Raw genomic sequence first — 14,702 nt, forward strand, 5'->3', positions numbered from 1 at the left:
ACACTGGTTAAATGATGAGAAAAAGATTGGATAATATTACTTTTAGAACAGCGTTACCGGCAGATATAGCCATTTTGCGAGAGTTAGAACAAAAGGTGGTTCAAGCGGAAAGGCCTTATAATTCGAGTATTAAAGCCGAAAACGCTATTTATTATGATTTGGAATCATTACTGATAGACCCACTAAGTTGTGTTTTAGTTGGCGAAATACAAAATGCCATTATCGCAACAGGTTATGCACAAATCAGACAGTCTAAAATATCTTTGAATCATGCTAAACACTGTTATTTAGGCTTTATGTTTGTTGAGTCTGAATACAGAGGGCAAGGCATTAATAAATGTCTGATAGACAAACTTGTTCACTGGAGCAAGGAACAAGGTGTTTTGGATTTTTATCTAGATGTTTATGATGCTAACGATGCAGCGATTCGAGCCTATGAGAAAGTAGGTTTTACAAAAACCTTAGTAGAAATGAAGTTAAACTTGTAGACAGTAACAAAGTTCGTCTTATGTTCGAGTGATAATTTCACTTAGGTGATTATTAATGTGCATGACATGGGCGAGTTCATATTCTGCTTTTGTTAATGCGCCATAAGCAAAGTGGGGCATTAACGTTCCAGCGTAAGATTCAAAATCGGTTAGTGATTTTCTTAGTCTCGATAAAGCCGATAAATAATAGCTAACGTCTTGATTTAATGAAAGCTGAGGTGCTCCTGGTATTGTTTCATGAAGACTATGAGTCATTTTTCCTTTAGCAGTGAATGCCGAAAAAGCGATATGGCCTAAGGTGTTTTTAAATAGTGCTGATTTATGTTCGGGGTAACCTGTCATCGAATATTCAACACTCTGGGCGCAGTGTTCAAATATTTGCCCCAATTTCCATTGTCCTGCTGATGATATGTACTCGGAATTGGATTCACTCTGGGTGACTAGAATCATATGGAGTGTATTTAAGGTGTTAATCGTCTGCTTGATTGTCAGAGGTTGGTTTTCTGGCGAGATAGAAAACCAAGTTATACCAGCTGCACTGAACACTGCACCACCTGCAATTAATGACTTTAAAACCAATCTACGTTGCATCGCTTGTGAGTTACCGTTTTATGTTTAATTTGTAGACTAGTAAATCAGATGTGAAAGATTTCAGCAAATAGCTTGCTTTGCGAATTATCTAATCATAGAAATGCTATATAAAAAAACGCTAACAAATTCAACATTGTTAGCGTTTTTCTTTATGCGTAATGAAAACTAAAGGGGAAATGTTTAGCTATCTTGATACGCCTTACCATAAAAGCTATCGAGTAATATTTGCTTTAACTCTTTGATCAAAGGATAACGTGGGTTAGCACCAGTACATTGATCATCAAATGCATGTTCTGCTAGTTCATCGAGTTTTGCTAAAAAGTCTGCTTCATTAACACCTGCTTCTTGAATTGAACCTGGTATACCGACAACCGATTTTAGTTCATCAATTTTTGCTATTAGTAGTTCAACTTTGTCATTATCAGTTTTAGCTTTTTCCACACCGTCAAGTTTTAGGTGATCTGCAATCGTTGCATAACGACACAGGGCTTTTGGACGATCATATTGGCTGAAAGAGGCTTGTTTAGTTGGCATGTCAGTCGCGTTAAAGCGAATGACATTACTGATTAATAATGCATTTGCAAGACCGTGGGCTAAGTGGAATTCAGCGCCAAGTTTATGAGCAAGAGAGTGGCAAATTCCTAAGAAAGCGTTAGCAAATGCAATACCAGCAATCGTGGCGCCATTGTGAACTTTCTCTCTGGCAACAGGTGCATTCGATCCTTGCTCGTAAGCTGCTGGTAGATACTCAACCAGTAAATCTAGTGCTTGTAGTGCTTGACCATCGCTAAACTCATTTGCCATCACACTAACATAGGCTTCTAATGCGTGAGTAACCGCATCAATTCCACCAAAAGCGGTTAATGATTTTGGCATATCCATTACTAAGTTAGGATCGACAATGGCGATATTGGGTGTTAACTGGTAATCCGCAATAGGGTATTTCATCCCAGATACTTCATCAGTTACAACTGCAAACGGGGTCACTTCAGAGCCTGTTCCTGATGTGGTTGGGATGGCCACCATTTGAGCTTTTACGCCCAGTTTAGGGAATTTATAGATACGCTTACGGATATCCATAAAGCGTAGCGCTAAATCTGCAAAATCAACGTCAGGATGCTCATATAAAACCCAAATGATTTTAGCCGCATCCATTGGTGAACCGCCACCTAGTGCAATTATGACATCAGGTTGAAAGCTTTGAGCGACCTTTGCACCTTGTTTAACAATCGCTAAGGTCGGATCCGCTTCTACTTCATAAAATACTTCAGTTTCAAGTCCTTGAGCTTTTAAAATCTTGATGGTTTCGTCACAATAACCGTTATTGAACAGGAACTTGTCGGTAACGATCAAGGCTCGTTTTTTAGTTTCAAGTTCTTCAAGTGCGATAGGTAAACTGCCACGGCGGAAATAAATTGAAGATGGAAGTTTATGCCACAACATATTTTCAGCCCTTTTCGCGACGGTTTTCTTATTAATTAAATGACTAGGACCCACATTTTCTGAGATAGAGTTGCCGCCCCATGAACCACAACCTAAGGTTAATGATGGTGCGAGTTTAAAGTTATATAAATCACCAATTCCACCTTGAGAGGCTGGAGTATTAATTAAGATACGAGCGGTTTTCATTCTAAAACCAAACGCTTTAACTCGATCGCTTTGACTATCTTGATCGGTATATAGACCTGATGTGTGGCCTATACCGCCTAGGGTGACTAATGCTTCAGCTTTATCCATTGCATCGTTAAAGTCGGTTGCTCGATACATACCTAGTAATGGCGATAGTTTTTCATGGGCGAATGCTTCTGCATCAGAAATGTCAGAGACTTCGCCAATCAATACTTTGGTCCAGCTTGGGACAGTAATATCTGCCATAGCAGCAATCGTCGCGGCGCTTTGACCAACGATATCTGCGTTTAAGCCGCCATTTTTAAGAATGACACCTTGCATAGCCTTTGTTTCTTTTTTAGATAGCATATAGCCACCATGGCTAGCAAAACGCTCTTTGACTTGATCGTAAATACTATCAACAACCACAACGGCTTGTTCAGAAGCACACACAACACCGTAATCGAACGTTTTAGACATGAGAATCGAACTCACGGCACGTTTGATGTCAGCTGTTTCGTCAATAACGATAGGAGTGTTACCCGCACCGACACCAATTGCTGGCTTACCAGAAGAATAAGCCGCTTTTACCATACCAGGACCACCAGTTGCTAAAATGAGATTAATTCTGTCATGAGTCATTAACTGATTCGAAAGCGCAACTGAAGGTTCGTCAATCCAACCAATGATATCTTTGGGAGCGCCAGCTTCAATGGCGGCTTCAAGTACAATTCTTGCAGCTGTTGTGGTTGATTCTTTTGCTCGAGGATGGGGTGAAAAAATAATCCCATTTCGCGTTTTAAGGCTAATTAGCGCTTTAAAAATTGCTGTTGAGGTTGGGTTAGTGGTCGGGACTATGCCACAGATAATACCGACAGGTTCTGCAATTGTTATTGTACCGAATGTGACATCTTCATCGATAATGCCGCAGGTTTTATCATCTTTGTACTTGTTATAGATGTACTCTGATGCAAAGTGATTTTTGATGACTTTATCTTCAAGTAACCCCATACCGGTTTCACTTGCTGCCATTTTGGCCAGCGAAATACGAGCATCAGTTGCAGCGAGTGCTGCAGCTCTAAATATATTATCGACTTGTTCTTGGCTGAAATTAGCAAATTCTTTTTGCGCCTTGGCAACACGATCGACTAATTGGTTAAGTTGTTCAGAATTGGTGACAGTCATAATCACTCCCTTAAAAATAGTTAACTAAATCAGTTTAGTTAACGACTCTTTCAAATTCTTAATTTGTCCCTCTGTTATAAAATTACCTCTTTAGAGGCATTTATGTCGTGATCAATCCCACAGATTCAAGTTAAGTGTAATTTTATTACAGTTAGCGTGAGAGGATTTAACGTTGCAGTTGCTAATCATATGCTGATTTATTGAACTAAAAATGACAGTCATTGAATAGTGCACTTTAGTGTTAACTTAGCTGGTAAATTGATGAATAATCTCAGGTCATTAGTAGATTGCCACTAGGCTAATTTACTTATGGAATCACAGTTAGGATTATATATAGATAATGAGCGATAACGCTAAAAGTCAGCTTTAAAGGGGTTATGGGTTAATAAGGGCATACGGCAGTGCTACTTGATAGGTCGACTGCCGTATATGCCGGGTTAGCGCTCTAAACTGATTTCAAAAATACCCGCTGACTTTGGACCGAACAGTTGCTGATGTAATCGTCCAGCAAATTCATCTGTCATTCCCGAAATATAATCGGCAATCACACGCATTTCGTTCAAATTATTATCCTTGGCATGTTGCCAACGCTCTTGAGTATTTAGCGGTAATAAACGTTGCGGGTCGGATTCAAATGCTTCGAATAACTCCATAATGATTTGTTGTCCTTTGTATTCAAGCATTTGAATTTCAGGTTTTCGAATAACGAACTTGAATACGAAATTTTTCAGTGTCGTTAAGGCATCAGCAAATGCTGGCTCTAGTTTGGCATTAAAACGCAGCAAGGGTTCATCAAACAGGGGATCTTCATCAATGACAATCGCAGTGACAAATCCATTAACTAGGGTACCAATGGCATCTTTACGGAGGTGATGTTGATGTGAAAACAATTTCTCTGCGATATGAGTAAACTCATTGCTAAGCCATTCATCCTCACTCAGTGATAAATGAGAAGCAACATCTTGTTGCCATTGTTTTGGTGACACAACACCCATCACGATAGCATCTTCTAAATCATGGACTGCATAAGCAATATCATCAGCTAATTCCATAATGGAACAGTCAAAAGATTTATATTGCGTTTTAAGATGAGGGTAAACAGATACGCCAGTGCTTTTGTAACTGACAAACCGTTTTCTGTCTTGGGTCGAAAGGGCTGATAATACCCAATCATAGATATCTTTATCATCATCGAATAAGCCTTTTACTGGCGGCCACTCGGATGGTTTAAGTTGACGATGGTTTTTAATTTCTTGCTGTCCGAGATCAATATGAAGCTGATGATAAAGGGCTGGGTATTTTAAAATACCGAGTAACGTTCTGCGGGTTAAGTTCATTCCCCAATACTCAGTGTAAGGCTCAAGACGAGCTAAAATCCGAAATGTTTGCCCATTTCCTTCAAATCCTCCGTGATTTCGCATCATATAATTTAATGCGACTTCACCACCATGACCAAAAGGCGGGTGGCCAATATCATGTGCTAAACATAATGATTCTATTAAACTCATTGAATCTAACAAATGGCTTATGTGTGGGTATTTACGTTTTAATTGAGCCGCTATACCAGTGCCTATTTGCGATACTTCTAATGAATGGGTTAACCGAGTACGAAAAAAGTCATTCATACCAATACCATGAACCTGGGTTTTAGCTTGTAGTCTTCTAAATGCTGCGGAATGTAATATACGAGCTCTATCACGTTGAAAAGGGCTGCGATGATCATTGCGTCGGGCTTTATCTTCACCTAATCGTCTTGCATGCCAAGGAGTTTCATTTGATGAGGTATTAAAAGAAATGGTATCTGACATGGCGCTTCCTTTTCGTGCTTACAATTAGGTCGTTCATTAAACAAAAGATGTTAATTGTTGAACTAACTATAGATGGGGATCATCTTGGGTTAGTTTATCGAGTGTTGAAGTGCAGCTATCTAAAAATATATCTATAAAGCATTTTACTTCAGGTAAAGCCTGTTGGATCTCACTTAGTTTACGATCTAAGTTATCTTTAACATGGTGAAATTCATCATTGTTAAATCTCAATTCGTTCATAGTTTTAACGTATGCTTGTAATATATCAGCGGCTTTGACTATGGCCTTATATTCAGGATCGACCTCTGATTGCACCAGTAAAGGTTCCATTTCATCTCTAAGATCGTCAGGAAGGGATGCTAAGCATTCCTTTTCAGCTAAATCTTTAAGTTTTTTAAATGCTTTAGTAAATTCAGGGCTGTGGTATTTAGTGTTTGAATTGATATCTTGTAATTTGGTTTCTGATACTTCGTGATACAAGGCTATAGTAGCGGCTTTTTCTGGATTGAGTTGACCACCAAAGCGTTTGTTTTTAATCACGACCAAAAGGTGTGCAATGACAGCGACTTGGTGACAATGTTCAGATACATTTTCTTTTTGAAAGCAATGCATCAATGCCCAGCGTTCTAATAATGGCATACGTGTTATCCATGCCATAAAGGTACTTGGTTTCATGTTCGCCCCTTAGTGAGTAGTGACTCGCTGAATTCAAAAAGCCTCAGGCTTAAACGTTATTATAAATAAGCCTTTTTGTTGGTTAACATTACTGCAGTTATTCAGTAACTGCCAGAACATTACCTTGTTTTTATTCATTAATTTAATGATATTTGTCGATATTGTTGAATTTAGGATGTGATAGTTTTACTCTGACTTATTGATCTAATCATAGAGTATTGACATGGATGATGCCCACTGCGTTGAGTTAAATAAACGCATGACTAATGAAGATTTGTACCTCCTTGAAAACGTTAAATCCCATACCTTTATATGCGATGAATGCGGCGTTGAACTAATCCCATGTTCTTATAAAAAAGCCATTAACTTACGTAAACCTTATTTTAAAACCGGTAAGAATAAAGAACATAAGCCACATTGTTTTGCTAAAGCCGTGTCTAGAATTAGAGAACAAGCTAAGAAGTCTAGGATTACTACTGAAGAAGGCTTTCCATTATCTTATCCTAATTGTTTTAATCTAACTGCAGCAAAATCGGTAAAACAAAGTCCTGAAGTGTCAGATGAAAAGGGGACTGACACGTCTCATTCTAAAAGGACTGCTAAAGCAAATTTGGGCGTTCGTCAGAAAAATAACTATGTGACGAGTTCATTTCAAACAGTAGTTGATCAATATTTTAATTTTCCTTACGACCGAGATAGAAAGCTTAACTTTGAAGGAATAACTGGTTCTGAATATCGAGATGTTTTCCAAAAAATCTTAAATCCAGTGGGTAAGCAAAAATTTCGATTTCAAAGCAAAGATGATGAAAATAAGGTGTTTTATTCAACCTTGTCTTGGGAGAAACCTGGCATTACAGAAAATACCATAACAAGTAAAACTTTCGGCTGGCTGGTGGCAAGAAGTGGACGGTAAAAAGCAAAATCTAAAGCCATATTATATCGAAATTAATATTGCTAGTTGGACCCAAACAAGCATTAATCACTTGAACGAACGCTTAAAACACATACAACAACTGGTCCAAGGCACTGATAAAAAGGCTGCGATCGTGTTTGTCGGTAGGCAAGACAGAGAAACTGATTTTTATCGCTTTACTTGTAATGAGCCACGTTTAATTAGCCTCAAAGTCTTCTAGAACAGCATTGTGACAGATTGAAGTACAATACTAATTAGGTTCTCTAAGGGGCCCCGTTATTCATTTATCAGCATGAATTGTGTTTTTATCGGGTTATGATCTGATGCTGTCGTTCTATCAGAATTAGCCTCAACCAAAGTAAGCCCACGGTAATATAAATGATCTAGTGGCAAGCCAAATACGCGTTTTCTAAAATCAGTTCTATAGTGTGCTTCTTGTAGTCTTATTCCCTGTGTCAGATGCTTTACGATGTTAAGCCTGCCATCACGCCATGTATTAAAATCACCAGCAAGAATAATAGGCCCACGGTGTGAACTGATTTTGTGGATGACTTGCTTAAATTGAGCTTCGAAACGATTTAATCGAATGTCAAAATTTACTCCATGGAGATTAACCACCATAAGCGTTTCACCGGTTGATAATGGATAAGATGCGACAAGCGTTGATTTTGCAAACCGTATTAAAGGCTCAGTGGTTTGATAAGCACAAGCCTGATTGGCTGGCTGTGATGAAATGTTCATGACACCCATAGGTACATTCAATAACTTAAAGCCTTTAGCCATCACAACGTGATGCTGAATCTCTTCAAGATAAGTGGCAAATGTATGATTAAGTTTGGCTTCTTGTAATAATACGAGATCATTATGATCTGTTAACTGCTTAAGTACGGGTTGCCAATCTTGCTTTTTTTGCTTGTATATATTCCAGACAGCAATACTCAACCGTCCATTTCTATCGAGTGGTGAAGTTGTGTCTTGGGAAAGGCATTGGCTAGAAAAATAGGGTTTTGATTCCGTCATCATGATCTCGGGATTACCGTTAAAATAGCAAATAGCAACGATATAAATCCCTAAAATCGTTACAAACGTAAATAACAGCCAATATTGAATACTTCTTGTCTGCAATTGAGCCTCACAATAGCGAAGTTTAGTCACTAGAATGCAATTTATTAACGAAGATTAATGCCATTTGTGACGATTTATAAAGAATTGAGTACAATCAAACTTTACTATTAATCATTCTACTATTCTCTAGCACCAAGGATAACATTTTTAAAAATGGATCAGTTAACTCAAATCATTGCGGTCCTTGGTGTCTTTCTATATTGGCTGATATTAGGCGCCGTAGCGACCCGTATTGTCATTAAACGTCGCAGTATTGGCGTATCTTTTTCTTGGTTACTGATCATTTATTTTCTGCCTTTTGTCGGTGTATTTGCCTATATGCTATTTGGCGAATTGCATCTAGGCAAAGCTCGCTCAAGCCGCTCAAAAGCAATGTATGAACCCTATGGGAAGTGGTTTAGTACGCTATATAGCCATAATTCACACCAACCAGATAAGCAAAGTGATTATGCCGCTTCAATCAGTAAGTTGTGCGACTCACAGCTTAATATTCCTTCACTCACTTCAAATGAATTAGAGTTACAGCACACGCCCGAGCAAATATTACACGCGATAATTAACGATATTAATCACGCTAAAACGACCATCAATATGGAGTTTTATATTTGGCATCCCGGTGGATTAGCGGATGAAGTTGCTAAGGCGTTAATTAGCGCTGCGAATCGAGGTGTAAAAGTTAACTTATTATTAGATGCCGCTGGCAGTAGACAATTCTTTAAGTCTGAATGGCCTAAAGCGATGAAAAAATCTGATATCAACGTAGTTCAAGCGTTAATTGTTAGTCCTATACGGATGTTTTTTAGAAGGATGGACCTGCGACTTCACCGTAAAATAGTGGTTATAGACAACCATATTGGTTATACAGGTTCGATGAATTTAGTTGACCCTAAATACTTCAAACAGGGAGATGGTGTGGGTGAGTGGATCGATATGATGGTTCGGATTACTGGACCAGTTGTTCCTGTTATCAATACCGTTAGTGCTTGGGACTGGGAAGTTGAAACTAACGAACGTTTATTGCCAGCGTTCCCAGACAAAGCACAATGTACTGATACGTCATCTTTAGTACAGGCCATTCCATCTGGTCCAGGTATGCCTGAAGAAGTCATTCATCAAGTTTTACTGCAAAGTTTGTATCAAGCGCAAAAGAAAATTGTTATCACCACGCCATATTTTGTACCAAGTGAACAATTGTTAGATGCGTTAGTGACTGCCTCACTACGTGGGGTTGAAGTAAACATTATTATTCCTAGGCGCAATGACTCGACAATGGTGAAATGGGCCAGCAGTTCGTTCTTTAGTGAGCTGTTAGCTGCTAATGTCAATATATATCAATTTAATGATGGTTTATTGCATACCAAATCCGTGTTAATTGATGACGAACATTGTTTGATTGGTACTGTTAATATGGATATGCGCAGTTTATGGCTAAACTTCGAATTGACGCTTGCGGTAGATGACACCAAATTTGCCACAAAGCTAAAGGGGTTGTTACAGACTTACATGGATAATTCTGACAGGTTATCGCATGATGAATGGCAGAAGCGTCCGATGTATCGCCGAGTCATTGAGCAAGTGTTTTATCTATTTAGCCCCTTACTATAAGCCTTTATTCAGAGGCATAAAAAAGCCACTGTTTAAGCAGTGGCTAGTTAATCTTCAAGCTTTTGATGTTTATCTTGTTTGTGTACAAGCATCGTGTGCTTTATTTATTGAGAATAATCTTCCAAGAAATTACCAAAGTCTGATAATGCTTTATGCAAATCTTCTTTATGAGGTAGAAAGACAACACGAACATGATCGGGTTCTGGCCAATTAAAAGCGGTACCTTGCACTAATAAGATTTTTTGTGACTTCAACAAATCAAGTACTAGGCGTTCATCATCTCGTAGATTGAATTTCTTCATATCGAGCTTAGGGAAAGCGTAGAGCGCTCCTTTAGGCTTTTTAACACTAACACCAGGAATACTGTTTAATACTTCATAACAGACATCACGCTGCGCCGTTAAGCGACCATTGGGTAGGATTAATTCATTAATACTCTGATATCCACCTTTAATGCGGTTTGAATTGCATGTTGATTGGGCACGTTTGAGCATAAACGCATTGAAGCCAACATGTCTAAACCTTCAATATAGTTTTTGGCCGATTTTAAATTGCCACTGAGTACCATCCAACCGACTCGGAAACCTGCAGCTCGATAAGCCTTAGATAAGCCATTAAACGTAACGGTTAAAATATCATCTGACAAGGACGCTGCATGGGTATGAACGGCTTCGTCATATAAGATTTTGTCATAAATTTCATCGGCGAATAAAATAATGTCATGTTGACGACATAGCTCAATGACTTCTAATAACAACGCTTTGCTGTAAACAGCGCCTGTCGGGTTGTTAGGATTAATGATCACAATACCACGAGTTCTAGAAGTGATTTTGCTTTTAATATCATCTAAGTCAGGAAACCAATCAGATTCTTCGTCACAGCGATAATGAACCGCTTTACCGCCTGCAAGGTTTGCAGCAGCTGTCCAGAGCGGATAATCAGGCGATGGAATAAGGACTTCATCATCGGTATTGAGTAATCCTTGTAACGCCATACAAATTAATTCAGATGCGCCATTTCCAATGTAAACGTCTTCAATATCGATCCCATGAATACCATGGGCTTGATAGTGCTGAACAATCGCCTTTCGGGCAGAGAATAACCCTTTTGATTCACAATACCCTTGCGCACTAGGCAGGTTCAAAATGACATCACGAACAATTTCTTCAGGTGCTTCAAATCCAAATGGGGCGGGGTTGCCAATGTTTAACTTTAAAATACGATGGCCTTCGTCTTCTAGTCGACGCGCTTCTTTGTGAACAGGGCCTCGAATATCGTAGCAAACGCTATCGAGTTTATTGGATTTGATAATGGGACGCATACTTGCTTAACCTTACTAAATACGACTTAAGTCAGCGAACAATAACGAATTTAATAGGGATATAAAAGCACTATTTAATTTTTGAGAGTATATTTTTAGCGTTTTATTCTAACGAGCAGGTTGTTAAGTGAGGTTATTGAAGTATTGTTCTGGTAAAGGTGTAGTTTAAAGTGTTTTTGCTTGTTTGTGAGGGGTGCAGAAGGTAAAGACGCTAGTGAAATAAAGTCTTAATAATTTCAGAATACCCAATAAAAAAGCCAGCAATTGCTGGCCTTTGATTCACTAAATTATCACTGCATTAACAATGATCAATTATGCTGGCGATTATACGCGTTTTTTAAATTCGTTAGTGCGAGTATCGATTTCGATTTTATCGCCGATTTTAACGAATTCAGCAACAGTAACAGTCCCGCCACCAGTGATAGTTGCAGGCTTCATTACTTTACCAGAAGTATCGCCACGAGCAGCAGGCTCAGTGTAAGTGACTTCACGTACGATAGTGACAGGTAATTCAACTGAAATCGCTTTACCTTCGTAGAAAGTAACAGAGCATTGTTCTTCCATACCATCAACGATATATGCAGCAGCGTCACCTAGGTTGTCAGCTTCAACATCGTATTGGTTATATTCTGCATCCATGAATACATACATAGGATCAGCATAGTAAGAATAAGTACAGTCTAAACGCTCTAAGATGATGTCTTCCATCTTATCTTCACCTTTAAAGGTGGTTTCAGTAGTAGAGTCTAAAAGTACGTTTTTAAGCTTCATTTTAACAATAGCAGCGTTACGGCCAGAGCGAGTTGTTTCAGTTTTTTGAACAACCCATGGGCTGCCATCTAACATGATCACGTTTCCAGGACGGAGTTCATGAGCAGTTTTCATTGCATTATTCCTATATGTTTAGGTAGTAATTTTAATTGTGCAGTATCTTAGCTGGTTTTAACGAATTGAACCAGTCGAGACGCAAGATCTGCACCTGTTTTAGCATCAATTGCCCATTGTTTTGCATGCTGCAATAACGGCAATTGCGCTGAAATTAGTTTTTGCCAATGTTTAACGACATTAGCATCTTGTTGATTGAACGCAAAATTGGTTTTAGACCAATTAGTTGCAATGTCATCATCAAGTTTCTGAATGTAGATATTAACAAAAGCCTGCAATTTTACTAGATGATAATCATCTTCTTGCGGGTATATGTGCCAAATAAATGGTTTTGCAGCCCATTGAGCACGTAAAAACGAGTCTTCCCTCGTACGATATTGAGGTCACAGCTCCATAATAAACGGTCAAACTGAGTTTGATCTGTCATGGGTAAAACGTGAATAGTTAAATGGTCTACAGTAAATGATTGACCGCTGTTGATAGAGTCGATTGGGATATCTAAAAATGACGCAAGACTTGATAAACTTTTACCTTTGGGTATCAAAGCATGAATAGGAGTAATAACATCACTAGTTTGATCAAATGTACCCTTTGTCCAATGCTTAAATAACTGAGTTAATGCAGTGGATTCGTAACTAAATACACTAATTACAGTATCAGATGACTCGATACCTTTAAGATTTAGTTGGCTAAACAACGCCATTTTATTAGAAACATCTGATTGCCATTGATCCCGTTCATCAAATAATGAAGATTCACATATTAAGCCGCCTGACTCTCGGGTAAAACCTGGGAAATAGAAATGCTTCTTGATGCCACTAGGCTGCATAGATGGAAGGCCATGACAGCCGTTTACCCAATCTTCTGCCGATAAGTATTCAAGGTTAAACCACTTTGGTGGTGCGATAGCATGACCGTTTGATTGCTTATACGCTTGATGTTGAGTTTCAATTATTTTAATTACCTGTGAGGGAAGTTCACAGGCAAATGCCTCAATTAACAGCTCGCCTGGTATAAAAGTAATATCTAGTGGTTGGTTCCACTGATAAATATTCACACCATAAAAGCATTGAATTGAAGCCAACGGGTCAAGCTTGGGTAAAATATGTGAGAAACTTTTGAGATCATCAACCCATAAGTTAATCGTAATGCCATATTCTGCATGTAACTGTTTTGCTAATCGCCAAGTGACACCGATATCACCGTAGTTATCTACAACAGCACAGAAGACGTCCCAGTGAGGAGCATTATAATTAACTTGTTTATTCACGGCGTTGGCTTCACTTTAATTAGCTAGATTATCATGTTGAAATTATGACTTATTCTAATGAGTTTGTTGCGGACTCAAAAAAGCGGCTTAAGCCGCTTTTTAATAGGAGAATTGAGACGAGATTAGTCTTCCAATTCTGCTAAGCACATTTCTTCGTAAATTTGCTTAACCCATGCATCAACACGTTCTTCAGTTAATTCAGGTTGACGATCTTCGTCAATACCTAAGCCGATGAAATGTTTGTCATCAACTAAGCCTTTAGAAGCTTCAAAGTCATAACCTTCGGTTGGCCAATGACCAATGATGATACCACCACGTGCAGAAACAATATCACCAACCATGCCCATTGCATCCAGGAAGTACTCTGCGTAATCTTCTTGGTCACCACAACCAAAGATAGCAACTAGCTTATCTGTGAAATCAACTTGTTCTAGATCTGGAAAGAAATCATCCCAGTCACATTGTGCTTCACCGTAATACCAAGTCGGGATACCGAATAATAGTAAATCGAATTCAGCGATTTGCTCCTTGGTGCTTTTGGCGATGTCTTTAACATCAACCATTTGCTTACCCAGTTTTTTCTGGATCATTTTGGCTACAGCCTCGGTGTTACCCGTGTCACTACCGAAAAAAAGACCTACAGTTGCCATTGTCTATCCTTTAAATATCTAGTTCGTCTTGCGAATTGTAAAAAACGGTTCAGTTGTCGATTTGTTGTTGCAGGATTAATTCGATTAACTGGCTACGGCTGATGTTACTGGCCAATGCTTGTTCGTTCAAGGCGTCATACAAAACTTGTGACACCTTTAACTCTATTCGTTTTAATCCGTTAGCGCGATCACGTTGGATCTGATTACGCTTATTGATTTTTAGCTGTTGTTCCCGACTTAAGGGATTGCTTCTTGGACGTCCACGACGTTTTTCAGAAGCAAACAGGTCAATCGTTGTTCTGTCTGTTGATTCTTTTGCCATCGTTTTGTTTAACCGACGCCTGAGCCTTCCCAGGTCATCTGAATAATACCTTTTGCTACAAACCCGGCACAGCCAAGGAATAATACTAACCAAACGATATAACGACCAAACTTAGGTACTTTACCTTGTTTGAGCACATCGTGAATCGCCATGCCTATAAAGAAAAAGATTAAAGCAAAAACAAGTTTAGACCTAAGGTCTCAATTTGATCCATGTATTGATTCAACATGTTTTTACCATTCGTTTTGCTTTAAGG

At 38.8% G+C, this 14,702-nt stretch carries 11 protein-coding genes and 3 pseudogenes; 3 read left to right on the forward strand and 11 right to left on the reverse strand.

Annotated elements, in window-relative coordinates; translation table 11 throughout:
• Positions 1–26 precede the first annotated feature (26 nt).
• Positions 27–488, forward strand: a complete 462-nt coding sequence (locus ACGEDC_RS18585) for a GNAT family N-acetyltransferase (protein WP_394495006.1) — start codon at positions 27–29, stop codon at positions 486–488.
• An 18-nt stretch (positions 489–506) separates the two neighbouring features.
• Here ACGEDC_RS18585 and ACGEDC_RS18590 read toward each other — a convergent pair whose 3' ends face one another.
• The 4 genes from ACGEDC_RS18590 to yfbR all read right to left on the reverse strand — a co-directional run bounded on the left by ACGEDC_RS18590 (position 507) and on the right by yfbR (position 6,355).
• A complete protein-coding gene (locus ACGEDC_RS18590) occupies positions 507–1,079 on the reverse strand; it encodes a DUF1569 domain-containing protein (RefSeq protein ID WP_394495008.1) in 573 nt (190 codons plus the stop codon).
• Positions 1,080–1,259: 180 nt separating this feature from the next.
• A complete protein-coding gene (adhE, locus tag ACGEDC_RS18595; protein WP_394495010.1) occupies positions 1,260–3,872 on the reverse strand; it encodes a bifunctional acetaldehyde-CoA/alcohol dehydrogenase in 2,613 nt (870 codons plus the stop codon).
• Between the two features lie 437 nt (positions 3,873–4,309).
• Complete coding sequence (locus ACGEDC_RS18600; RefSeq protein WP_394495012.1) at positions 4,310–5,680, reverse strand: anti-phage deoxyguanosine triphosphatase; 1,371 nt, start codon at positions 5,678–5,680, stop codon at positions 4,310–4,312.
• 66 nt (positions 5,681–5,746) lie between these two features.
• Complete coding sequence (gene yfbR / locus ACGEDC_RS18605) at positions 5,747–6,355, reverse strand: 5'-deoxynucleotidase (protein ID WP_394495014.1); 609 nt, start codon at positions 6,353–6,355, stop codon at positions 5,747–5,749.
• 223 nt (positions 6,356–6,578) lie between these two features.
• Here yfbR and ACGEDC_RS18610 point away from each other — a divergent pair, with 223 nt between their 5' ends.
• Entirely contained in the window at positions 6,579–7,268 is a 690-nt protein-coding gene (locus ACGEDC_RS18610) for a hypothetical protein (protein WP_394495016.1), read from the forward strand.
• A 276-nt stretch (positions 7,269–7,544) separates the two neighbouring features.
• On the opposite strand, the gene ACGEDC_RS18615 is transcribed toward ACGEDC_RS18610, so the two are convergent.
• Positions 7,545–8,393, reverse strand: coding sequence for an endonuclease/exonuclease/phosphatase family protein (locus tag ACGEDC_RS18615; RefSeq protein ID WP_394495018.1), 849 nt, complete (start codon positions 8,391–8,393; stop codon positions 7,545–7,547).
• 153 nt (positions 8,394–8,546) lie between these two features.
• Here ACGEDC_RS18615 and cls point away from each other — a divergent pair, with 153 nt between their 5' ends.
• The gene (gene cls / locus ACGEDC_RS18620) at positions 8,547–9,998 is read left to right on the forward strand and encodes a cardiolipin synthase (protein WP_394495020.1); all 1,452 of its coding nucleotides are present in this window, start codon (positions 8,547–8,549) and stop codon (positions 9,996–9,998) included.
• 104 nt (positions 9,999–10,102) lie between these two features.
• On the opposite strand, the pseudogene ACGEDC_RS18625 reads toward cls, so the two are convergent.
• The 6 genes and pseudogenes from ACGEDC_RS18625 to ACGEDC_RS18650 form a co-directional block, all read right to left on the reverse strand.
• Positions 10,103–11,319 (reverse strand): annotated as a pseudogene (locus tag ACGEDC_RS18625) (pyridoxal phosphate-dependent aminotransferase).
• A 324-nt stretch (positions 11,320–11,643) separates the two neighbouring features.
• Positions 11,644–12,204, reverse strand: a complete 561-nt coding sequence (efp, locus tag ACGEDC_RS18630; protein ID WP_055023990.1) for an elongation factor P — start codon at positions 12,202–12,204, stop codon at positions 11,644–11,646.
• Positions 12,205–12,251: 47 nt separating this feature from the next.
• Positions 12,252–13,474, reverse strand: a pseudogene (gene earP / locus ACGEDC_RS18635) (elongation factor P maturation arginine rhamnosyltransferase EarP).
• Positions 13,475–13,596: 122 nt separating this feature from the next.
• Entirely contained in the window at positions 13,597–14,124 is a 528-nt protein-coding gene (gene fldA, locus ACGEDC_RS18640) for a flavodoxin FldA (protein WP_065108130.1), read from the reverse strand.
• Between the two features lie 49 nt (positions 14,125–14,173).
• Positions 14,174–14,446 (reverse strand): LexA regulated protein, encoded by a 273-nt coding sequence (gene ybfE / locus ACGEDC_RS18645; protein ID WP_055023987.1) that lies wholly within the window; start codon positions 14,444–14,446, stop codon positions 14,174–14,176.
• Positions 14,447–14,454: 8 nt separating this feature from the next.
• A pseudogene (locus ACGEDC_RS18650) lies at positions 14,455–14,675 on the reverse strand (DUF2788 domain-containing protein).
• Positions 14,676–14,702: the final 27 nt, after the last annotated feature.

The organism is Shewanella sp. ENK2 (assembly GCF_043568515.1).
Taxonomy (GTDB): Bacteria; Pseudomonadota; Gammaproteobacteria; order Enterobacterales; family Shewanellaceae; genus Shewanella; species Shewanella japonica.